This is a genomic window from Deinococcus marmoris DSM 12784 (assembly GCF_000701405.1).
Classification (GTDB): Bacteria; Deinococcota; Deinococci; order Deinococcales; family Deinococcaceae; genus Deinococcus; species Deinococcus marmoris.
In genome coordinates, this window is sequence record NZ_JNIV01000063.1 from 1 (window position 1) to 20,890 (window position 20,890).

21 protein-coding genes and 1 pseudogene are annotated in these 20,890 nt (G+C 64.5%); 13 read left to right on the forward strand and 9 right to left on the reverse strand.

Annotated elements, in window-relative coordinates; translation table 11 throughout:
• Both Q319_RS27220 and Q319_RS0114720 read right to left on the reverse strand, forming a co-directional pair.
• On the reverse strand, positions 1–297 hold a 297-nt coding region (locus Q319_RS27220; protein ID WP_029481535.1), incomplete at its 3' end, for a transposase.
• 43 nt (positions 298–340) lie between these two features.
• Positions 341–763 carry a bifunctional hydroxymethylpyrimidine kinase/phosphomethylpyrimidine kinase gene (locus tag Q319_RS0114720; RefSeq protein WP_029483238.1) on the reverse strand — a complete coding sequence of 141 codons (423 nt, stop codon included), beginning with the start codon at positions 761–763 and terminating at the stop codon, positions 341–343.
• A 76-nt stretch (positions 764–839) separates the two neighbouring features.
• Here Q319_RS0114720 and Q319_RS29140 point away from each other — a divergent pair, with 76 nt between their 5' ends.
• The 13 genes from Q319_RS29140 (at position 840) to Q319_RS0114785 (ending at position 13,966) form a co-directional block, all read left to right on the forward strand.
• Positions 840–1,079 (forward strand): P1 family peptidase, encoded by a 240-nt coding sequence (locus tag Q319_RS29140; protein WP_211252375.1) that lies wholly within the window; start codon positions 840–842, stop codon positions 1,077–1,079.
• Positions 1,080–1,197: 118 nt separating this feature from the next.
• The gene (locus tag Q319_RS0114730) at positions 1,198–2,778 is read left to right on the forward strand and encodes an ABC transporter substrate-binding protein (protein ID WP_029483239.1); all 1,581 of its coding nucleotides are present in this window, start codon (positions 1,198–1,200) and stop codon (positions 2,776–2,778) included.
• A gap of 103 nt (positions 2,779–2,881) precedes the next feature.
• Positions 2,882–3,820: an ABC transporter permease gene (locus Q319_RS0114735; RefSeq protein WP_029483240.1), complete on the forward strand. Its 939-nt coding sequence runs from the start codon at positions 2,882–2,884 to the stop codon at positions 3,818–3,820.
• Positions 3,821–3,830: 10 nt separating this feature from the next.
• Positions 3,831–4,685 (forward strand): ABC transporter permease, encoded by an 855-nt coding sequence (locus Q319_RS0114740; RefSeq protein WP_029483241.1) that lies wholly within the window; start codon positions 3,831–3,833, stop codon positions 4,683–4,685.
• A complete protein-coding gene (locus Q319_RS0114745; protein WP_029483242.1) occupies positions 4,682–5,683 on the forward strand; it encodes an ABC transporter ATP-binding protein in 1,002 nt (333 codons plus the stop codon). Before Q319_RS0114740 ends, Q319_RS0114745 begins: the two co-directional genes overlap by 4 nt.
• 62 nt (positions 5,684–5,745) lie before the next feature.
• The gene (locus Q319_RS0114750; protein WP_415813517.1) at positions 5,746–6,759 is read left to right on the forward strand and encodes an ABC transporter ATP-binding protein; all 1,014 of its coding nucleotides are present in this window, start codon (positions 5,746–5,748) and stop codon (positions 6,757–6,759) included.
• Positions 6,756–7,799: a GntR family transcriptional regulator gene (locus tag Q319_RS0114755; protein ID WP_245619263.1), complete on the forward strand. Its 1,044-nt coding sequence runs from the start codon at positions 6,756–6,758 to the stop codon at positions 7,797–7,799. The genes Q319_RS0114750 and Q319_RS0114755 overlap by 4 nt, the downstream gene beginning before the upstream one ends.
• Complete coding sequence (locus tag Q319_RS0114760; protein ID WP_245619265.1) at positions 7,796–8,503, forward strand: creatininase family protein; 708 nt, start codon at positions 7,796–7,798, stop codon at positions 8,501–8,503. Before Q319_RS0114755 ends, Q319_RS0114760 begins: the two co-directional genes overlap by 4 nt.
• Positions 8,500–9,543, forward strand: a complete 1,044-nt coding sequence (locus tag Q319_RS0114765) for a ketopantoate reductase family protein (protein ID WP_081846074.1) — start codon at positions 8,500–8,502, stop codon at positions 9,541–9,543. Before Q319_RS0114760 ends, Q319_RS0114765 begins: the two co-directional genes overlap by 4 nt.
• Entirely contained in the window at positions 9,540–10,313 is a 774-nt protein-coding gene (locus Q319_RS0114770; RefSeq protein WP_029483247.1) for an SDR family NAD(P)-dependent oxidoreductase, read from the forward strand. The genes Q319_RS0114765 and Q319_RS0114770 overlap by 4 nt, the downstream gene beginning before the upstream one ends.
• On the forward strand, positions 10,310–11,701 hold the full coding sequence (locus Q319_RS0114775) for a dipeptidase (RefSeq protein WP_029483248.1): 1,392 nt from the start codon (positions 10,310–10,312) through the stop codon (positions 11,699–11,701). Before Q319_RS0114770 ends, Q319_RS0114775 begins: the two co-directional genes overlap by 4 nt.
• The gene (locus tag Q319_RS0114780; RefSeq protein ID WP_029483249.1) at positions 11,694–13,214 is read left to right on the forward strand and encodes a carboxypeptidase M32; all 1,521 of its coding nucleotides are present in this window, start codon (positions 11,694–11,696) and stop codon (positions 13,212–13,214) included. The genes Q319_RS0114775 and Q319_RS0114780 overlap by 8 nt, the downstream gene beginning before the upstream one ends.
• Positions 13,211–13,966 carry an SDR family NAD(P)-dependent oxidoreductase gene (locus Q319_RS0114785; protein ID WP_029483250.1) on the forward strand — a complete coding sequence of 252 codons (756 nt, stop codon included), beginning with the start codon at positions 13,211–13,213 and terminating at the stop codon, positions 13,964–13,966. The genes Q319_RS0114780 and Q319_RS0114785 overlap by 4 nt, the downstream gene beginning before the upstream one ends.
• Before the next feature lie 393 nt (positions 13,967–14,359).
• Here Q319_RS0114785 and Q319_RS0114790 read toward each other — a convergent pair whose 3' ends face one another.
• From Q319_RS0114790 to Q319_RS0114820, 7 genes and pseudogenes are all read right to left on the reverse strand, one after another.
• A complete protein-coding gene (locus Q319_RS0114790; protein ID WP_081846069.1) occupies positions 14,360–14,749 on the reverse strand; it encodes a transposase in 390 nt (129 codons plus the stop codon).
• Positions 14,750–14,843: 94 nt separating this feature from the next.
• Positions 14,844–15,122 (reverse strand): annotated as a pseudogene (locus tag Q319_RS24615) (hypothetical protein); the annotation flags it as partial.
• Positions 15,089–16,675, reverse strand: a complete 1,587-nt coding sequence (locus Q319_RS0114800) for a gamma-glutamyltransferase family protein (protein ID WP_029483252.1) — start codon at positions 16,673–16,675, stop codon at positions 15,089–15,091. The gene Q319_RS0114800 and the pseudogene Q319_RS24615, both read right to left, overlap by 34 nt.
• Positions 16,676–16,728: 53 nt before the next feature.
• The gene (locus Q319_RS0114805; protein ID WP_029483253.1) at positions 16,729–17,604 is read right to left on the reverse strand and encodes an ABC transporter permease; all 876 of its coding nucleotides are present in this window, start codon (positions 17,602–17,604) and stop codon (positions 16,729–16,731) included.
• A gap of 42 nt (positions 17,605–17,646) precedes the next feature.
• Positions 17,647–18,591: an ABC transporter permease gene (locus tag Q319_RS0114810; RefSeq protein WP_029483254.1), complete on the reverse strand. Its 945-nt coding sequence runs from the start codon at positions 18,589–18,591 to the stop codon at positions 17,647–17,649.
• A gap of 69 nt (positions 18,592–18,660) precedes the next feature.
• Positions 18,661–20,139, reverse strand: coding sequence for an ABC transporter substrate-binding protein (locus tag Q319_RS0114815; RefSeq protein ID WP_081846070.1), 1,479 nt, complete (start codon positions 20,137–20,139; stop codon positions 18,661–18,663).
• Complete coding sequence (locus Q319_RS0114820; protein ID WP_051655416.1) at positions 20,132–20,839, reverse strand: FadR/GntR family transcriptional regulator; 708 nt, start codon at positions 20,837–20,839, stop codon at positions 20,132–20,134. The genes Q319_RS0114815 and Q319_RS0114820 overlap by 8 nt, the downstream gene beginning before the upstream one ends.
• Positions 20,840–20,890 lie beyond the last annotated feature (51 nt).

The following is a 20,890-nucleotide window of genomic DNA, read 5'->3' on the forward strand; positions in this document are numbered from 1 at the left end:
CTCTGGGTCACGTCCTGCTGCCTGCCGAGTTTCCCGCACCAGGACGCGATTGATCGCCTCCCATGAACCGTCAGCTTCAAAACGGCGAAAGTACGAATACACCGTCTGCCACGCTGGAAAGTCATGCGGCAGGTTTCTCCAGGCAATGCCGCCCTGCAAGACGTACATGATCGCGCACAGCACCTCGTAGAGATCGACCGTGCGTGGCCGCCCTCCTGGCTTGGCAGAGGGGAGGAGTGGTTCGAGCCGCTTAAACTGGGCTTGGGTCAGGTCCGACGAGTAAGGCTTGCGTTTCACACCTCAAGCTTGCCACCGGGTCTGACCCTTTATAAACGCGCTCTTAGGGGACGTTGGACGTGACCAGGGTAGCGAGGAGCAAAAGCTCGTCCCGCAGAACTTCCACCGCCTCCGGGTCCCGCAGCGCGTTACCGCTCTTGGCGAGCAGCACCGGGTCCACCACCAGCGGCAACCCACGCCAGCGCAAGGCCGCCGCCACAGCCCGGATGATGTCCGCGTTACCCAGTACCCCGGTCTTGATGGCCGCCACCGGGAAGTCGTCCAGCATCGCCTCAATCTGCGCCGTGACCAGTCGGGGATCCATCGCGTGGACCGCGTGAACGCCCAGCATGTTCTGCACCGTGATCAGCGTGATGGCCGACGTGCCGAACACACCATGGGCCTCAAAGGTCTTGAGATCGGCCTGAATCCCCGCCCCACCACCCGAATCCGAACTGGCGGTGGTCAGGGCAACCCGGACAGTCATTCTGGAACCTCGGGATTAGGGAGACGGGGAACGCCCAGTGCCGGACTGCTGGGGCTGGCCGTCACATCGTTCGGCCATGCCTCGGTACGGCGGACGGCGGAGCGGAGATTGTCGGCCTGGGCACCGCTGGAGCCGCCGAACGAATTGGTCCCCACTGTTCCAGGCGGTTGTTGAGGCGACGGAAGAAGCCCTCCTGAACGCCTTATGCAGGGCCGTACCGATGGACACTTACGACGGACGGCGCATTGAGGCGCTGCCGCTCGAGATGCTGGCGCGGCTGGAGGCCGCGAGGGCAAACCCAGGCCAAGCAGAGTAAAGGGCTGACCGGGGGATCGACCACAGGACCTCTCGCCCCCTTCCATTCTACCCCCAGAGTGTTATAGCCTCTTAGAACACATCAACGGGTGTTCTTGCCCAGCTTCGGAGGTCTTCCTATGAACGTGAAGAGACTGTCTCGTATTGCCCTATCGCTTGCCGCCGCACTTACCGTGGGTCAGGCCTTCGCCGCCACCCGTGGAGGCCAGATGACCTTTGGCCGCTACGCCGACTCGCTGTTTCTGGACCCGGTGCTGAACGATGCCAACCTGGACATCTGGATCCTGACCAACCTGTACGACACCCTGCTTCAGCCCACCAACGATGGCAAGGGCGTGCAGATGGGACTGGCCAGCAGCTACACCACCGGCAAGGACGGCAAGAGCATGGTGTTGACCCTGCGCGCTGGCCTGAAGTTCGCCGATGGCAGCGCGCTAAACGCCAGCGACGTGAAATGGTCCCTGGACCGCGCCCGCAACCCAGAGGCCGGGGCCTGGAACAGCTCGCTGGCCAGCATCAATTCCATCGCGGTCAGCGGCAACAAGGTCACGCTGAACCTCAAGCGGCCCGATCCCACGCTGCCCGCCGCGCTGGCCACCTTCAACGCCGCGATCATGCCGCAAAAACTCTTCACTGCCGCCCCCGGCAAGAACGACGCCGAGAAGGCCAAGGCCTTTGCGGAAAAGCCCATCGGCTCCGGTCCCTTCGTTCTGAGCGAGTGGAAGCGCGGCTCATACATGGTGATGAAGCGCAACCCGTACTACTGGAAGAAGGGCGACGACGGCAAGGCGCTGCCGTATCTGGACAGCGTGCGCTTCGAGATCATCCCCGACGACAACACCCGCATCCTGAAGTTGCAGGCCGGGGAACTCCAGATCGCGGAGTTCATCCCGCTGAGCCGCGTGGCCGAACTGAAGGCTGATTCCAGGCTCAACATGACACTATTTCCGTCCACCAAGGTCAGCAGCATCCTGATGAATAACCGGCCCAAGCTCAACGACGGCAGCGAGAACCCGCTGAGCGACGTCAACGTGCGCCAGGCGCTGAACTACGCGTCCAACAAGGACGCCCTGATTCAGGTGGTGACCTACGGCAACGGCAAGCCCATGAAGTCGTACATGTCGTCCACCACGCCGCTGTTTGACGCCAAGCAGCCCGGCTTCCCCTACGATCTGGCGAAAGCCAAGGCGCTGATGGCCGCCAGCAAATACAAGAACGGCTTCGATGTCACGGTGCTGGCCACCAGCGGCAGTGCCGACGATCTGGCCCTGCTCACTGCCTTGCAGCAGATGTGGGGCGCGGTGGGCGTCAGGCTCAAGATCGAGCAGCTCGACGCCGCCACCAAGACGGCCCGCTACCGTGCCAACGACTTCCAGATGCGGACGGCGGCCTGGACCAACGACATCAACGATCCCAGTCAGATCACCAGCTATTACACGCTGTTCGACAACATCGAGTCGGTCCACACCGGCTTCAAGAGTGCCGAGGTCGATAAACTGTTCGCCCAGAGCCAGCAGGAGCTGAATCTCGCCAGACGCACCGCCCAGTACCAGCAGATTCAGAGCATCTACCTGAAGGCCGCGCCCATCGTGTACCTGTACGAGACGCCGTACCCGGTGGCAATGTCCAAGAAGGTCAAGGGCTTTTTCCAGATTCCGCTGGGCAACAACCTGTTCGCCAGCGCTTACCTTGACAAATAAGCCCACAGCCTGACCTGACGTGATGGACGTTCCACGCCGCCCCTGACGCCATCTGGGGCGGCGGTCCATTCTCCTTTCCTGCTTTTTCTTCCTGGGAGGTTCGATGCACGCGAGTTACGTGATCCGGCGCTTGCTCCAGATCATTCCCACCTTCCTGGCCGTGATGCTGGTGGTCTTTTTGCTGGTGCGTCTGTTGCCGGGCGATCCGGCCAGCGCCATCCTGGGCGACCGGGCCACCGCCGAGATCGTGGAGCGCACCAACCGCGAACTGGGTCTGGACCGGCCCCTGCCCATCCAATTCGGGGTCTTTGTCCGCAACCTGTTGCAGGGTGACCTGGGCGACAGCATCAGCCTCAAGATTCCGGTGCTGCGGTTGATCGGCGAGCGGCTGCCCACCACCCTGTTCCTGACCGCCTACGCCGCCGTGCTGGGCGTGCTGATGGCTGTGCCGCTGGCCGTGCTGGCCGCCGTTCGCCGCAATACCTGGGTGGACGCCGTGATCCGGGCGGTCTTTCAGGTGGGCCTGTCGCTGCCGGTGTTCTACGTGGCCCTGCAACTGCTGAGCCTGCTGGGCGCGCGGCTGGGCTGGTTTCCCATCGGCGGCTACGGCGAGGGTTTCGGCGGGCACCTGTACCACCTCTTCCTGCCCGCGCTGACGCTGGGCCTGAACCTGGCGGCGATCCTGGTCCGCACGCTGCGGAACAGCATTATTGAAGTCCTGACCGCCGAGTACGTGGATTTTGCGCGCGCCAAGGGCCTGCGCAGCCGCGTGATCATGACCCGGCACGTGCTGCGCAACGCATTGATCGCCACCGTCACGCTGCTGGGCCTGAACATCGGCGCGCTGATCGGTGGGGCCGTGATTACCGAGACCGTCTTCGCCATTCCCGGTGTGGGCCGCCTGATGGTGGACGCCATCTTCGGGCGCGACTACCCGGTCATTCAGGGCCTGACCCTGACTTTTGCCCTGATCGTGTCGCTGGTCTTTCTGATCACCGACCTGATTCACGCCCGCCTCGATCCACGCGCGGAGCTGTCATGAGGAGCTGCCCATGACCACCATGCATTCGCCTGCGCTGGAAGTGGCGGCCCGCCCGCGCCGCCGCTGGCCCAAGCCCACGCTGTTGATCGGGCTGGCGCTGCTGCTGCTGCTGCTTGTGGCGGCCCTGTTTCCGCGCGCCCTGGCTCCGTTCAGCCCCACCGATTTCGATTACGAGGCGCTGCTCAAGGGGCCGAGCGCCAAACATCCCTTCGGCACCGACAATTTCGGGCGCGACGTGCTGAGCCGCGTGATCTACGCCACCCGCGTCGACCTCCAGATCGCCGTGTTTACCACGCTCTTTCCTTTCATCTTCGGCACGCTTCTGGGCGCGCTGACCGGCTACCTGGGCCGCTGGAGTGACGCCCTGGTGGGCCGCGTCGCCGATCTGGTGGTGGTCTTTCCCTTTCTAGTGCTGGTCATCGCCATCGTGGCGGTGCTGGGGCCGGGCCTGACCAACATGTACATCGCGGTCAGCGCGGTGGGCTGGGTCAGCTACTGGAGATTGACGCGCGGCGAGGTCATGAACCAGAAGAAGGCCGAGTACGCGCAGGCCGGGCGGGTGCTGGGCTACAGCCCCAGCCGCATTCTGCTGCGCCACCTGCTGCCCAACGCCGTCACGCCCGCCATCGTGTACCTGATGACCGACATGAGCCTGGGCATCCTGCTGGGCGCGTCACTGGGGTACCTGGGCCTGGGCGCGCAGCCGCCGACCGCCGAGTGGGGCGTGATGGTGGCCGACGGCAAGAATTTCATGGCCACCGCGTGGTGGATCAGCACCTTTCCCGGCCTGGCCCTGACGCTGGCGGGCGTGACTTTCAGCCTGATCGGCGACGGACTGGCCGACGCCCTGAGGCCGCGCACATGACGCCCCTCCTGAGTGTCCGTGACCTGAATGTCCGCATTCCCACGCCCGGCGGCATTCTCCATGCGGTGCGCGGCGTCAACTTTGACCTGATGCCCGGCGAGGTGCTGGGGCTGGTGGGCGAGTCCGGCAGCGGTAAAAGCGTGACCCTGCGCTCGTTGATCCGCCTGCACCGCCCGCCGATTGAGATGACGGGAACGGTGGAGTACGGCGGACAGAACCTGCTGGACCTGTCCGAGGCCAGGCTGCGCGACGTGCGCGGAGGGCAGATCAGCATGATCTTTCAGGAGCCGATGTCCGCGCTGAACCCGGTGCTGACGGTGGGCGAGCAGATCGGCGAGAACCTGCGTGAACACAAGGGTCTGCGGGGCAAGGCGGCACAGGACCGGGCCGCCGAACTGCTGGACCTGACCGGCATTCCCAGCCCCCGCGCCCGCCTGTCCGATTACCCGCACCAGTTCTCCGGCGGCATGCGCCAGCGGGCCATGATCGCCATCGCGCTGGCCTCCGAGCCGCAGTTGCTGCTGGCCGACGAGCCGACCACCGCCCTAGACGTCACCATCCAGGATCAGATCTTGCGGTTGCTGCTGCGGCTGCGCGAGGAGCTGCACATGGGCGTGATTCTGGTCACGCACGATCTGGGCGTGGTGGCGCAGACCTGTGACCGGGTGGCCGTGATGTACGGCGGGCGGCTGGTGGAGACGGCGGGAGTGAATGATCTGTTCCACGCGCCGAAACACGCCTACACGCTGGGGCTGATGCGGAGCCTGCCGGGGGCCGGGGAACACCGCCGCCCCTTGCAACCCATTCCCGGCGGGCCGCCCGATCTGCGCTCGCTGCCGCCCGGTTGCCCCTTCGCGCCGCGCTGTGAGTACGTGACCGACGCCTGCCAGGGCATGGAGCCGCCGCTGCTGGAAGTCGCCCCCGGACGCTTCAGCGCCTGCATCCATTCCGACGAGCTGCCCGCCCTGAAATCCACGCCTGAGGAGGTGGAGGTATGACCGTTCCACTCTCCAAATCCACGCCGCCCAAATCCACCTCGCCGCTGCTGGACCCTCCCTTGATGGAAATTCATGGCCTGACCAAGACGTTTCCAGTAGCGCAAAGCTTGCTGTCGCGGTGGCGAGGGCAGCCACAACGCGCCGTGCAAGCCCTGACCGATGTGGAATTGACCGTACGGCGCGGCGAAACGCTGGGCATCGTGGGCGAGAGCGGCTGCGGCAAATCCACGCTGGCGCGCACGCTGGTCCGGCTGTACGACGCGGACCGGGGCAGCGTCCGCTACGGCGATCTGGACGTGCTGGCGCTGAGTGGCTCGGAGTTGCGCCAATACAACCGCCGGGTCCAGATGATCTTTCAGGACCCGTATTCCAGCCTTAACCCGCGCATGACCGTGGAGGCCGTGCTGCGCGAGGCGCTGAGCGTTCACAAGATGCGCCCCGCCGCCGAGCAGCCCGCCCGCGTGCGCGAACTTCTGGTGCTGGTGGGTCTTCCTCCTGAAGCTGCCGGACGCCTGCCCCACGAGTTTTCGGGCGGTCAGCGCCAGCGCATCGGTATTGCGCGGGCACTGGCGCTGGAGCCGGAATGTCTGATTGCCGATGAGCTGGTGTCGGCACTGGACGTGTCGGTACAGGCTCAAGTCGTGAACCTGCTGCTGGAATTGCAGGAACGCCTGGACCTGACCGTGCTGTTCGTGGCCCATGACCTGCGGCTGGTGCGCCACATCTCGCACCAGGTGGCCGTGATGTACCTGGGCCGGGTGGTGGAGGTTTCGGATACGCAAACGATTTTTGCCGCGCCGCGCCATCCGTACACGCAAGCTCTTCTGGCTGCCGCGCCCACCCTTGATCCCAGCCAGCGCACGGCGGCCCCGGCCATCACAGGAGAGCTGCCCAGTCCACTGAATGTTCCCAGTGGTTGCGCCTTTCGCACGCGCTGCCCGCACGCCTTTGACCGCTGTGCCACTGAGCGGCCCGCGCTCCTGAAGCTGGAAGACGGGCCGGAGGTGGCCTGCCATCTGTACGATCCGGCCCAGGCTGGCCCCGTCAGGGTTGGCCCCGCTAAGGTTAGGCTATGAAATCCCCCGTGCTGGACACCTCACCCGGAGCCGGCGAAGCCTTTATCTGGCCGCTGGGCATAGACCGCACCCTGGCCGTACCAGTGGGGGCGCAACTGCGCGGGCAACTGGAATACGGCATCGCCTGCGGGGATATTCCACGCGGCGCGCGGCTGCCTAGTGTGCGCGAGCTGTCGCAGGAGGTGGGCGTGGCCCACATGACGGTGGCAGGCGTCTACAAGGAGTTGCTGGGGATGGGGTTGATCGTAACTGCGCGCGGGCGGGGAACCTTCGTGGCCGACGTGCCGCAACCGCCGCCAGGCCCCGATCCGGCGCGGCTGACCCGCCTGCTCTCGGAAACGCTGGCGCAGGCCGAGAACGAGGGCTACAGCCTTCGCCAGATCGGGGAGGCCATGAGCGCCCTGATTTCCCGTGGGGCGCGTCCGCCCCAGATCGGTGTCAGCGTGCTGCTGGTGGGCCTGTTTGCAGACGCCACCCGCAGTTACGCGGCGGATGTGCAAGCGGCGCTGCCTCCCGGGGACCGCGTCCAGGCTGTTACACTGGACGATTTGCGCTCCGGGCGCTCGCTGGAGGGGGCGCAAAATGCCGACGTGGTGCTGGCGCTGGCGCACCGCCTGGCCGAGACGCGGGCGCTTTTGCCGGGGCGGGAAATTATCCCGGTGGGCTTCATTCCCTCACAGCGCACCCGCGCGGCGCTGGCGGCCCTGGACCCCATGATCCGCCTGACGATTGTGGCGACATTCGAGGAATTCCTGCCCACCTTCCTGGGCGGCGTCAAACGCTTCGCGCCGCACATCTCGGAAATCCGGGCGACACATCTTCACGCGGCCAATTTGCAGGGCCTGCTGGATTCATGTGACGTGGCGGTCTACGCCACCGGCTCCGAAACCGTGAGGGCGCTGATGCCCAACAAACCCTCCCTGGAATACCGCCACATTGTGGACCCACGCGACGTGGAGGGACTGGTGCTGCCCGCTGTGGTCGCCCAGAGAACAACACAGAGGGTTCCCCAACACAAGATCAAAAAGGAGCTGTCATGACCGCCATTGAACAGATGAACTGGATGCAGGTGGAACAGTACCTCAAGACCGATGACCGCTGCATCCTGCCGCTGGGCAGCACCGAGCAGCACGCGTACCTGAGCCTGTGCGTGGACAACATCCTGCCCTGGAAGTTGGCGCATGACGCGGTAGGCGATTCCGGCGTACCGGTCTTTCCGGTGTTGCCCTACGGCATCACGCCGTACTTCCGGGCGTATCCGGGCAGCATCAATATCCGGGTGCAGACGTATCTGGCCGTGGTGCGCGACATTCTGGACGACCTGCACGAACAGGGCTTCAGGCGAATCCTGATCGTCAACGGCCACGGCGGTAATACCCCGGCGCAGGGGTTTGCCGCCGAGTGGATGGCCGATCACCCCGGTACGCAGGTCAAGTTTCACAACTGGTGGAACGCGCCGGGGGTCTGGGCACAGGTGCAGGCCACCGATGCCAACGCCAGCCACGCCTCCTGGATGGAGAACTTTCCCTGGACCCGGCTGGAAGGCGTGACGATGCCAGACGTGGAAAAAACCGGGATTGACCTGAATCACATGCGCCTGCTGGACCCCAAGGGCCTGCGCGAGTATCTGGCCGAGGGCAACTTTGGCGGACGGTTCCAGCGCCCCGACGGGGATATGCACGCCATCTGGGATGTGGCCGTGGCCGAGACCCGCGCCCTGCTGGAAGGCGGGTGGGCCGGGTGAATGAGGAAGATTCGCAAAAAATTCTGGTCTGGGGAGCCGGGGCCATTGGTGGAACGATTGGCGCGTATCTGGTGCGGGATGGCTCCGACGTCACCCTGGTGGACGTGGACGCCGATCATGTCGCGGCCATCAGTGAGCGGGGGCTGGCTATTACCGGCCCGTTTGGAGACTTTAAAGTGGCCGCACCCGCCTTTACCCCGAATACGCTGGAAGGGCAGTGGGACACCATTTTGCTGTGTACCAAGGCCCAGCACACGGCGGAAGCGGCAAAGGCTCTCGCGCCGCATCTGAAGCCCGGAGGCGCAGTCGTCTCCATTCAGAACGGCCTGAATCCACTCATCATCAACGAACACATTCCGCCCGTGCAGGTGCTGGGCAGCTTCGTCAACTTCGGCGCGGATTACCTAGAACCCGGCGTGGTGCATTACGGTGGGCACGGCGTGGTGGTCATCGGCGAGCAGGGCGGCGAGATCACCGAGCGGGCGCGGCAGCTCCACCGTCTTCTCCAGCACTTTGAACCCGACGCCGTCCTCAGCCCCAATGTGTTCGGTTACCTGTGGAGCAAGCTGGCGTACGGAGCGCTGCTGTTTGCTACTGCCGTCACCAACGACAGCATTGCTGACGCCCTGGAGAGAGGCGAAGACCGCGCCCTGTACACCGAAGTGGGCCGCGAGGTCATGCGTGTGGCGCTGGCGCACAACGTGACGCCTGAAGCCTTCAACGGCTTTGACCCGGCGGCCTTTCTGCCCGACGCGGGCGACGCGGCGGCGGGGTCCAGTCTGGACCAGATGGTGGCCTTCAACCGCCGCAGCGCCAAGACCCACAGCGGCATCTGGCGCGATCTGGCCGTTCGCAAGCGCCGCACGGAGGTGGACGCGCAACTGGGCTGGGTGGTGCATTTCGGGGCGCAGCACGGCATTCCCACGCCGTTGACCGCCAAACTGGTGGACCTGATCCATGAGATCGAGGACGGCACCCGCGAACTGAGCCGTGACAATCTGGCCGAATTGCGTGCCCTGCTGCTTCAGGAGCAGGCGTGAAGGCAGGGGAGAGGTTCGCGGGCCAGACGGTCATCGTCACGGGCGCGGCCCACGGCTTTGGTCGGGCGATTGCCCATGCCTTCGCCTGGGAAGGGGCGGCGGTCTGGGCCTGCGACATGAACACCGAGGGCCTGAGCGAGACGGCACGGCTGGCCCACCAGGACGGCCTGACGGTTCAGACCCGCGCGGTGGATGTGGGCGACGCCGCCGCCGTGGGTGCGTTCGTGGCCGAAATCGTGGCCGCAACAGGCCGCGTGGACGCGCTGGTCAACAATGCGGGCGGCGTGCGCGGACAGGTGGGCCGCCCACTGGAGGAGATCAGCCCCGCCGACTGGCAGGCCATCTTTGCCGTCAACGTGGACGGGGCGTTCTTCTTCGCCCAGGCGGTGGCCCCGCATATGAAGGCACGCAAGTCGGGCCGCATCATCAACATTTCCAGCGGCGCGGGCCTGGGCATCAGCCTGACCGGGATTCAGGCGTATGCCAGCGCCAAGGCCGCCCAGATCGGCCTGACCCGCCAACTGGCGCACGAACTGGGCGCGTGGGGCATCACGGTGAACAACGTCGCCCCCGGCTTCGTTCGCAGCAATCCCACCACCGAGCGCCAGTGGGAAAGCTACGGCGAGGAGGGGCAGCGCAAACTGATTGACGGCATCGCCCTGAAACGCCTGGGAACGCCCCAGGACATCGCCAACGCCGTGCTGTTCTTTGCCTCCGATGGGGCGGGCTGGATCACCGGCCAGATTCTCAGCGTGGACGGTGGCAAATGACTGGCCTTTCCGACGTGCTGGCGCGGCTGGACGAACGCGCTGAAGCCTCATTGTCCGAACTGATTGAGTTTGCCAGCATTCCCAGCGTCAGCGCCCAGCCTGCCCATCAACCGGATATGGAGCGCGCGGCACAGTGGCTCTCGGAACGGCTGAAACGTGCTGGCCTGAAGACCGTGGAACAGTGGCCCACCGCCGGACATACCGCCGTCTATGCCGAGTATTCAGATGCGGGCGAGGACGCGCCCACCCTGCTCGTCTACGGTCATTACGACGTTCAGCCCCCTGATCCGCTGGAGAAATGGCACACGCCGCCGTTCACACCCACCGTGAAGGGTGAGCGCATCTACGGGCGCGGCGTCAGCGACGACAAGGGGCCGCTGCTGCTCACGGTGCAAGTCTTGGACGCCTACCTGTCCACGCTGGGCCACCTCCCCATCAATCTCAAATTCCTGTTTGAAGGCGAGGAAGAAGTCGGCAGCGCCCATCTGAACGAGCTTGTCGCACAGAACGCGGAGCGGTTGAAAGCCGATTTCGTCCTCAGCGCCGACGGCGGAATGTGGAGCGCGCAGACGCCGTCGCTGACGGTAAGCGCGCGGGGGCTGGCGGCGCTGGAACTGACCGTGCGCGGCCCCGCCAAGGATCTGCACTCCGGGCGACACGGTGGCAGCGTCCAAAACCCATTACATGCGCTGGCAACGCTGATCGCCGGACTTCACGACGGGGCGGGCCGCGTGACCGTTTCAGGCTTCTACGACGGCGTTTCCGAATTGACCCCGGAACAGCGCGAGGGAATCAGGCAACTTCCCTTCACTGACGCCGCCTACCTTGCCCAGACCGGAGCGCCCGCCGTGTACGGCGAATCCGGGTATTCCACCCTGGAACGCCAGTGGCACCGGCCCACGCTGGAAGTCAACGGCCTGTGGGGCGGCTACACCGGAGAGGGCAGCAAGACCGTGCTGCCCGCCGAGGCCCACGCCAAGATCACCTGCCGCCTGGTACCGGGGCAGGAGCCGGGGCGCATCGCGGAGTTGCTGCGGCAGCATCTGGAAAAAGAGCTGCCGCCCGGCGTCACGCTTGAGTTGCATCCCAGCGAACACGGCGCACGCGCCTACCGCCTGCCCAATCATCACCCCGGTGCAGCGGTAGCCCGTGAAGTGCTGGCCGAGCTATATGGCAAGCCCCCGCTGGACGTGGGCATGGGCGGCAGCATTCCCGTGCTGGAAACCTTTCAGAGTGTGCTGGGTCTGGACACCGTGTTCTTCAGCTTCGCGGTGGGCGATGAGGATATCCACGCCCCCAACGAGTTCTTCCGCGTGCCCCGGCTCTACGAGGGCCAGAAGGCCTGGGCACAGTTCTGGTGGAAACTAGGAGAGAAAACAGATGAATGAATTTCAGCGCCGTTCGGCGGAAATCAATGACCTCCTCTGCGTTCTAAACGTTCTGAACTGGGACGCCCGCACCCAGATGCCCGCCGGGGGCAGCGGCGCACGCGCGCAGCAGATGGCGACGATCAGCGCCCTGGCCCAGGAAAAACTGCTTGACCCGGCTTACGAGGCGGCGGCCCAGGACGTCAGCGGCGATGATCTGGAGAACCGCGCCGCGCAACAAGCCCTGCACGCGGTCCGTGCCCTGAAACGTGTCCCCGCCGAGTTGACCCGCGAACTGGCCCTGCTGAAATCCGAGGCGCAAGACGTGTGGGCGCGGGCCAGAGCCGCCAGCGACTTCGGTCTGTTCGCCCCACAACTCACGCGGATGGTGGAACTGAACCGGCAGTTGGCCGAGGCTTTAGGCTATGAGGATCACCCTTACGACGCGCTACTCAACATGTACGAACCGGGATTAACGGTGGCAACGCTCCTGCCACTGTTCGAGCAGTTGCGCGCCCATCACGTTCCCCTGCTCAGGGCGATTCAGGAAAAACCTCAGGCCCGTAGCGACTTCCTCAACCGTTCCTACCCGGCAGCGGATCAAAAGCGCCTCTCGCTGGCCCTGGCAAAGGGCTTCGGCTACGACACGGCGCGCGGGCGGCTGGACGAATCGGCGCACCCCTTCGAAATCAGCTTTACCCGTCAGGACGTGCGCATCACCACCCGCTTTCAGGAAAATTTCTTATCTGGCGCATTATTCGGCACGCTGCATGAAACCGGTCACGCGCTGTACGAGCAAGGCGTCCACCCAGACCTGAGCCGCACGGTGCTGACCAGCGATCTGCTGGGCCTGTACGCGGTGGCCGGGGCCAGTTACGGCACGCATGAGAGTCAGTCGCGGCTGTGGGAAAACCGGATTGGGCGCTCAAAAGCGTTCTGGGACTTGCACTACCCGCAACTTCAGCAGGCTTTCCCCCAACAGCTCGCGGACGTGGACACCGTCGCCTTCTACCGTGCAGTCAACACCGTGCACCCCAGCCTGATCCGGGTGGAGGCCGATGAGCTGACCTATGACCTCCACATCATGTTGCGGGTGGAGCTGGAACGGGCCTTGATCGGCGGCGAACTGGCGGTGAAAGACCTGCCGGGGGCCTGGAATGCCCGCATCAGGAGTGATCTGGGTTTAGACGTGCCAGACGACGCGCGGGGCGTGTTACAGGACATTCACTGGTCAGCGGGGATGTTCGGCTCGTTTCCCACCTACACCATCGGCAACGTGATGGCCTCGCAGTTCTACGTAGCGGCGCTGGAGCAAATGCCCGATCTGGAAAATAACCTTCTGCGCGGCGAATACACGCCTCTGCGTGAATGGCTCACCGACAACATTTACAAGCATGGCCGCACCTATACGCCCCACGAACTTCTGGAGCGTGTGACCGGGCGCGGGCTTGATCCGCAACCCTACCTGGATTATCTCAGCGGCAAGTACGGCGAACTTTATGGCCTGGATATTCAGAAGGAGCAATCAATATGACGCAGCAAAACGGAAAACTCGCAGGAAAAGTGGCCCTCGTGACCGGAGCAAGCAGCGGGATCGGTGAGGCGACGGCGCTGGCCCTGGCCGAACACGGCGCGGCGGTGGTGTTGGTGGCCCGGCGCAAGGACCGCCTGGACGAACTCGCGGGCAAGATTGAGGGGATGGGCGGCAAGGTGGCCGTGATCGTTTCTGATCTGGCGCAGCCTGGACAGGGGGCAGAGGTGGTCAAGCAAACCATAGACGCCCTGGGCCGTCTGGACATCGTGGTGAACAACGCGGGTGTCATGCTGCTTGGCCCACTGGCGGGCGGCGACCCCGGCGATCTCACGCGCATGATGGACCTGAATGTCACGGCACTGATGCACCTGTCGCAGGCCGCGCTGGAAACCATGAAGCCGCAAAAGAGCGGGCATATCGTCAATATTTCCTCGGTGTCCGGGCGCGGGGCCAGTCCACTGAGCGCGGGCTACAGCGCCAGCAAATGGGCGGTGGGGGGCTTCAGCGAGGGCCTGCGGCAGGAGGCCAAGGCTGACCGCATCCGTGTCACCGTCATTGAACCTGGGGTCGTCGCCACCGAATTGACCGATCACATCACCCACACCCAGACCAAGGACATGTACGAGGGACGCATCAAGGACATGGAAATGCTGCAATCCGGGGACATTGCCGCTGCCGTCCTCTACGCCGTGACCCAGCCGGAGCGGGTCAACGTGAATGAGTTGCTGATTCGTCCGCTGGATCAGGGCTGAACCGCTTGCAGTAAAAAACGACGCCCGCTGCCCTGCATGATCAGCCTGCGCCGCGTGGTGGGAACAGGATCATGGTTTCCAGCAAACGCGGTTCATGGAGCCGGGACCTGGGAACGTGACGTTGAAGGCGATATCGAACGGTGCATGAAGCTGCGCACCGTTCAAATCTTTCACAAGGAAGGGCCACATGCTCAGTATCCGACAGTTTCCAAAGCTCCATCTGGGACGGTGCTGTCAAGCTTTCGTTCAGCGTAGGTTGCCTGAGAACCAGGACCACAACCCCCGTTACGTGCAGCGCGGCGTGAGGACAACAGTCGTAACAGGCCGTTAGCACGGAGGTCTGCGGCAGTCGGGTGCCGTACTCCTCGTTTGAACGAGGATAGAAATCTCGTCCTAGACAGCCTCCAGAAAAAGTGTCGGGTAATGAGGACAGACCCACCAGAACACAAGCCCGTTCGGGCTTGATGTGCGCCGCGACCAGCTGTCTGGCCACGGCGCGTTTTTCGGTGGGCGTGACCGCTTTTCTCCGATGACGTCCTGCATCGCGCCCCGCTCCAGACGCTGCTGACCAACAATGCGCAACAGGCGAACGTTTTCCCTTTCCAGTCGGCGAAGTCGTTTGGCTTCGCCGGCATTGGTATCCCCGTATTTCTTCTTCCAGGATTGGTAGAACGCGGTGCTACACCCGAAGTCGCGGCACAGGTCTTCACTAGGCTTTTCGCCCTTTTTGCCGTCCTGCAGGAGTTTGATGATCTGGTCTTCGGTGAACTGAGGGGTTTGCATGACTGGGCCTCGCTTTCCAGCTTAGGGCTGGGACCGAGCCACTGTCTCTAGCCATCAGCCGTCCAGTTTCTGGGGGGCAGACCAAAGCAGACTGCCCACCGTCTCCCCCCACGATGGTCAATGGGGCCAGAAGATAGTCGGTGCGGGCGCGCACCAATCCCTGGCCCAGAGACGCAGCCGCGCCGGACAGGCCCACTGTTAGGACACTGACCTAGCTGATCGCCACGGTCTGTCCAGTCGTGCTGGGATGGCCCAATTGCGGCAGGGCAAATTCCAGTGCGGGAACCACCACCACGCCGCCTCCCAGTCCCAGAATTGCGCCCAGCACGCCCGGCAGGATCAGAAGCCGGCCACCTGACCATCGGTGCGCGATTCACTCCCGCCCGTCAACACGCCGCTCTCAGGGTCACGCCAGATCACCTGACCTCGCCCGAAGGCGTTTGGATTGAGCTGCACCCGAATGTCGTGTCCACGTGCCTGCAAGGCGCGCGCCGCCGCGCCGCCCAGTTCGTGTTCAACTTCCACCGTGGTCTTGCCCGTCCACTGCCAGCGGGGGGCGTCCAGCACCTGCTGGGGATTCATGCCGTACTTGACGGTATTGACGACGACCTGCAAGTGGCCCTGGGGCTGCATGAATCCGCCCATCACGCCGAACGGTCCCCGGGGAACACCGTCTGCACGGGTGAGGAATCCGGGAATAATGGTGTGGTAGGGCCGTTTGCGTGGAGCCAGCAGATTGGGATGCCCGGCCTCGAGAGAAAAGTTGTGCCCCCGGTTTTGCAGGGCAATGCCGGTGCCGGGAACCACAATCCCGCTCCCAAAGCCCATGTAGTTGCTCTGGATCAGGCTGACCATCTGCCCGTCACGGTCCGCAGCGGCCAGGTAGACCGTCCCATGACTGTTTGGATCACCGGCCTGTGGGTCCAGGGCCTGGGCACTGATCTGGGCACGCCGGGACGCCAGGTAGCGCTCCGCCAGCAGGGCCTCAACCGGGACAGGCTGGTGTTGTGGATCGGCCACGTACCGGTGCGCGTCGACAAAGCCGAGTTTCATGGCCTCGATCTGCAAATGCAGGCCCGCCGGGTCACCGTGCTGATCTGGGAGGTCCAGACCGTTGAGGATGCCCAGGGCCACCAGCGCGGCCAGTCCCTGACCGTTGGGCGGAATCTCCCAGAGTCGGTGGTCCTGGTAGGCCGTGCTGATGGGGGTCACCCACTCACTGCGGTGTTCGCCGAGATCGTCAAGACGCAGCAGCCCCCCGGTGGCGCGCGCGTAGGCGTCCATCTTGCGGGCCAGTTCTCCATCATAAAAATCCGCAGCAGCGCTGCTGGCAATGCGTTCCAGGGTGGCGGCATGGTCCGGGGACTGCCACATCTCGCCGGCCTGGGCCTGAAAGCCGGAGGGGGCAAACACCCGCCGCCACTCGTCAAATTCCGGTCCTGTACGGGAGAGGTGGGCCTGGATGCCCCGCCGCCAGTTCTCAGCCAGCACCGGAGACAGCGGATAGCCCGTCCGCGCGTAGTGGATGGCGGGAGCCAGCACCTGCTTGAAGGGCAGGCGGCCAAAGCGTTCGTGCAGGGCGGCCCAGCCCTGAGGTGCGCCGGGCACCGTGACTGGAAGCCAGCCGTGGGTGGGCATCTGTGCGCCGGACAGCGCGGCCAGACTCAGGCCCTGCGGCGAGCGGCCCGAGGCATTCAGGCCGTGCAGGGTGCCGTCGTCCCAGACCAGCGCGAACAGGTCCCCGCCGATGCCGTTGCTGGTGGGTTCTACCACGGTCAGCGCGGCGGCGGTGGCAATCGCGGCGTCCACGGCGTTGCCGCCCTCGCGCAACAGATGGAGTCCGGCCTGTGCCGCCAGCGGTTGACTGGTGGCGACCATGCCCTGCCGGGCGTAGACCGGCTGGCGGGGAAGCGACTGAATCGACATAGAAACCTCAGATGTTGAGAGTGGCTGGTGCCTTTTGAGTGTGAAGCGGCGCGTCAGGACCTGTGGCCGCGTGGGTCAAGCGCTTCCCGCAGTCCATCGCCGATCAGGTTGAAGGCCAGGACGGCCAGGAAAATGGCGAGGCCGGGAAACAGCGCCATCCACGGCGCGTCGGTCAGGTAGCCGCGCGCGGCGTTGAGCATGGAACCCCAACTGGGCGCGGGCGGCTGGATGCCCAGGCCCAGGAAGGACAGGCTGGCCTCGGCCAGGATCGCGTTGGCGATGGCCAGCGAGGTCTGCACGATCAGTGCTCCGCTGATGTTGGGCAGCAGGTGACGGCCAATCAGGCGACCGTCGCCTGCCCCCAGCGCCTGCGCCGCCTGAACGTAGTCGCGCTCCCGCTGCGACAGCACCTCGCCGCGCGTGATGCGGGCGAAGGCGGGCGCGGTCACGATGGCAATGGCGATCATGGTGTTTTGCAAACTGGGGCCGAGAATGGCCGCCAGCGCAATTGCCAGCACCAGGAAGGGCAAGGCCAGCAGCGCGTCCACCACCCGCATCAGCAGGTCGTCCAGCCAGCCGCCGACGTACCCGGCGACCAGGCCGATGCCCCCGCCAAAGACCAGCGCCAGCGTCACGGAGATCAGCCCGGCGCTCAGGGACACCCGCGCCCCGTAGACCACCCTCGAAAAGATGTCGCGCCCCAGCTCGTCGGCCCCAAAGAGGTGAGCAGCGCCGGGAGCCGCCCGCAAATCGGAGAAAAAGATCTGTGCCGGATCAAAGGGGGCCACCCACGGGGCCAGAAGCGCAGAGACAGCGAAGACCGTCAGCACGATAAGCCCCATCACGGCCAGCTTGTTGCTCAGGAATCGCCGCAGGGGTGCAGGCAGACGGCGCTTGGCCGGAGGCGTCTTGGAGAGCGCCGTGGTCATCTTTTTTCACACATCAGTGCCGCTCCCTCAGTTGCCGCTCCATCAGTTGTACCGGATGCGCGGGTCGACCGCCGCGTAGCTCAGATCCACCAGAAAACTGACCAGGAAGACCGCCACCGCCGAGACCAGCACCACACCCTGAATCACAGGCAGGTCACGGGTAAACACGGCGTCCACCAGCAGCCGTCCGAAACCGGGGATACTGAAAATCTGCTCGGTGATCACGGCCCCGCCCAGCAGGCCGCCCAGTTGCAGGCCAAAAGCGGTCAGGAAGGGAATCAGCGCGTTCCTGAGCGCATGCTTAGAGGTAACCTGCCGCGCCGTAAGGCCCTTGGCGTGGGCAGTTCGCACGTAGTCCTGCGTCAGCGTCTCGCTGAGGCTGGAGCGCAGATAACGCGTCAGCACCGCCCCTGAGCCGACGCCCAGCGTGATGGCAGGCAGCAGCAACAACAGCAGATTGCGCCCTGGATTCTCCAGCAGGCTGGTGTAACCGCTGGCTGGAATCCAGGCGAGCTGAATGCTGAACAGATAGATCAGCAAAATGCCCAGAAAGAAGTTGGGCAGACTGATGCCCGACAGTGCCAGGAGCGTCAGCACCCGGTCGATCCAGGTGTTGCGCCGCATCGCGCTGATGATTCCAGCGGGCAGCGAGATCAGCAGCGAGATCAGCATGGCGAACAGCGAGAGTTCCAGCGTCACCGGCAGTTTCTGGGCAATCAGTTTGCTCACGCTGCTGTTGTCGGTCAGGCTGGTGCCGAAATCCAGCCGCACGGCCCCCGCCAGCCAGCTCAGGTACTGCTGCGGCAGCGAGCGGTCCAGCCCCAGCGAGCGGCGCAACTCGGCCAGCGCCTGTGGCGTGGCCTCCTGGCCCAGAATCAGCCGGGCCGGGTCACCGGGGAGCAGCTTGACCATCGCGAACACGATCACCGTAACGATCAGCAGCGTGGGAATGGACGACAGCAGACGGCGGAACGCGAAAACAGCCACTGGACCTCCTGGTGTGGAATGCGCGAAAGGGACGAACCTTCAATCTTGCCCGTCCCTGCGAGGCGTTCGTTACTTCAGGTCGACGTCTTTAAACCGGATGATGCCGTCCGGGATGGGTTTGAGGCCCGTCATTCCCTTGACGCTCGCCACCAGATTGCGCTGGAAATAGACCCAGGTGTACGGCGTGTCGCTGATGATGGTCCCCAGCGCGACGTTGTAGGTGGCCGCGCGGGCGGACATGGCGGTCTGGGCGCGGGCCTTGGCGAGCAACCCGTCCACCGTCTTGTTGCTGTAGCCGGCCTGATTGTTAGTGCCCTTGGTCGTGAAGAAGTCGTAGATGTTGCCGTCGGGATCGGGGCGTCCGCTCCAGCCCAGCATCAGGGCGTCGTAGTCCTGCTTGTCGGCGCGGTCAAGCAGCGTGCCGAACTCCACCTGCTCGATCTTGGCGGTGATGCCGGCCTGCGCGAACATGGCCTGGTACACCTGCGCCAGTTGTGTGTTCACGCTGCCAGGTGCCGTCAGAAGCGTGAAGGACAGGGGCTTCCCGCCCAGTTTCTGCTTGGCGAGGGCGACATTGGGCTTCTGGACCGTGATGGCCGAGGACGCGGCGGGCGTGCCAGGGGGAAAGGGACCGGCGGCAGGAGTGACGGTGCCGTAGAAGATGCTCTTGGCAATCGCCTCGCGGTCGATGGTGGCCGCCACCGCCTGCCGGAAGTTCTTGTTGTTGAACGGCGCGCGGGTCACGTTGAACCACACGCCCTGGAAGCCGATGCCGGGGTAGTTCAGCACGCTGAATTTGGTGTTCTGCTCCAGCTTGCTGATGTCCTTGGGGTCAATCGGGGTGATGGCCTGCACCGCGCCGGACAGCAGGTTGGCGTAGCGCACGTCACCGTCGGCAAAGGGACGGTAGATGAGCTTGTCGATCTTGGGCGCGCCGTCCCAGTAGCTCTTGTTGGCGTTCAGGGTGATGTTGTCCTGGCGCACGCGGCTGACAAAGGTGAACGGGCCGCTGCCCACCGGGGAGTTCTGGAAATCGGCTCCGGCCTTCCTGGCCGCCGTGGGCGAAACGATCATTCCCGCGCGGTCCGTCAGCACCGCCAGCAGCGGACCATAAGGCTGCGACAGGTTGATCTGGACGGTCTGGGCGTCAATGACCTTGACTTCCTTGATGCTGCTCATCTCGTTCTTGCGGGCGCTGCCTTCCAGCGTCCGGTTGCGGTCCAGGCCATACTTGACGGCGGCGGCGTCCAGCACCGTGCCATCGGTGAACTTCACGCCCCCCTTGAGTTTAAAGGTGTAGGTCAGGCCACTGTTGGTGACCTTCCACGACGTGGCCAGTGCCGGAACCACCTTGAGGTTCACGTCCAGGTCCACCAGTTTGTCAAAAATCTGGTTCATCACCTGCCGGTCTACCAGCGCGGTAGACAGCGCCGGGTCCAGGCGGGGCGGATCGGCGTCCAGCCCCACCGTCAGGGTCTGGGCCGAGGCGGAAGCGGCGCTCAGGCAGGCGGCGCTCAGAAAGGCCATCAGGTACTGGGATTTACGCATTGTCTTCTCCTTGATCCATGAGGGGGGCGGCGTGACGGCGGACTGATCTCAGGTGGGCGAGCATGGCCTGACGGGCGGCCTGCGGTGAGGCGCTGGCAATCGCTTCAACCACGGCGCGATGTTCTGAAATGGTCAATTCGGGGCGGTCACCCACGACCTGATCTCGCAACTGGGTCATCAGGGAGCGCAGGGTGTCCAGAACAAGCATGACAACCTCGTTGCCAGCGATCTGCGCGATCAAGCCATGAAAGATCAGGTCTTCATCACTCAGCTTGATCTGACGTGACCGGGCAGTCTCCTGACACTCAAGGCACAGACGCAGTTGGGCGATCTGGGCTGGCGTGGCGCGGGCGGCAGCCTGGGCGGCCACTTCTGGCTCCATCATCTGGCGGAACTCGAGGAGATGGGCGACGTTCTGCGGCGAGCGGATCAACATGCCCTGGAAGGGCTGGGTCAGGTGGGCAGCGGAAGGTTCGCGGACAAAAACGCCGTTGCCCTGACGCGCTTCCAGGTGTCCAAGAACTTCCAGGCGCGCGATGCCGTCTCGCAAGCTGGTGCGGGAAATACTCATCTGCTCGGCCAGAACGCGTTCAGGTGGCAGCCGTTGACCAGCTTTAAACCCTTCACGCAAGATCAGAGCCAGCAGTTCCTCAGCGGCGCTGGTGGCCAGCTTCTGCTGCTTTATGGGTTGCGCCGTCATCTCGCCTCCTCTTCCTTAAGTTTGAGGTCCAGTGGTAGGACCAATTTGGGA

Excerpts from the sequence above, each read along its gene's own strand:
- Q319_RS0114800 (WP_029483252.1), bottom strand. The coding sequence starts at position 16,675 with ATGTCGATTCAGTCGCTTCCCCGCCAGCCGGTCTACGCCCGGCAGGGC.
- Q319_RS29140 (WP_211252375.1), top strand. The coding sequence starts at position 840 with ATGCCTCGGTACGGCGGACGGCGGAGCGGAGATTGTCGGCCTGGGCAC.
- Q319_RS0114755 (WP_245619263.1), top strand. The coding sequence starts at position 6,756 with ATGAAATCCCCCGTGCTGGACACCTCACCCGGAGCCGGCGAAGCCTTT.
- Q319_RS0114790 (WP_081846069.1), bottom strand. The coding sequence starts at position 14,749 with ATGCAAACCCCTCAGTTCACCGAAGACCAGATCATCAAACTCCTGCAG.
- Q319_RS0114805 (WP_029483253.1), bottom strand. The coding sequence starts at position 17,604 with ATGACCACGGCGCTCTCCAAGACGCCTCCGGCCAAGCGCCGTCTGCCT.
- Q319_RS0114740 (WP_029483241.1), top strand. The coding sequence starts at position 3,831 with ATGACCACCATGCATTCGCCTGCGCTGGAAGTGGCGGCCCGCCCGCGC.
- Q319_RS0114820 (WP_051655416.1), bottom strand. The coding sequence starts at position 20,839 with ATGACGGCGCAACCCATAAAGCAGCAGAAGCTGGCCACCAGCGCCGCT.
- Q319_RS0114735 (WP_029483240.1), top strand. The coding sequence starts at position 2,882 with ATGCACGCGAGTTACGTGATCCGGCGCTTGCTCCAGATCATTCCCACC.
- Q319_RS0114785 (WP_029483250.1), top strand. The coding sequence starts at position 13,211 with ATGACGCAGCAAAACGGAAAACTCGCAGGAAAAGTGGCCCTCGTGACC.
- Q319_RS0114815 (WP_081846070.1), bottom strand. The coding sequence starts at position 20,139 with ATGCGTAAATCCCAGTACCTGATGGCCTTTCTGAGCGCCGCCTGCCTG.
- Q319_RS0114775 (WP_029483248.1), top strand. The coding sequence starts at position 10,310 with ATGACTGGCCTTTCCGACGTGCTGGCGCGGCTGGACGAACGCGCTGAA.
- Q319_RS0114730 (WP_029483239.1), top strand. The coding sequence starts at position 1,198 with ATGAACGTGAAGAGACTGTCTCGTATTGCCCTATCGCTTGCCGCCGCA.
- Q319_RS0114720 (WP_029483238.1), bottom strand. The coding sequence starts at position 763 with ATGACTGTCCGGGTTGCCCTGACCACCGCCAGTTCGGATTCGGGTGGT.
- Q319_RS0114780 (WP_029483249.1), top strand. The coding sequence starts at position 11,694 with ATGAATGAATTTCAGCGCCGTTCGGCGGAAATCAATGACCTCCTCTGC.
- Q319_RS0114760 (WP_245619265.1), top strand. The coding sequence starts at position 7,796 with ATGACCGCCATTGAACAGATGAACTGGATGCAGGTGGAACAGTACCTC.
- Q319_RS0114750 (WP_415813517.1), top strand. The coding sequence starts at position 5,746 with ATGGAAATTCATGGCCTGACCAAGACGTTTCCAGTAGCGCAAAGCTTG.
- Q319_RS0114745 (WP_029483242.1), top strand. The coding sequence starts at position 4,682 with ATGACGCCCCTCCTGAGTGTCCGTGACCTGAATGTCCGCATTCCCACG.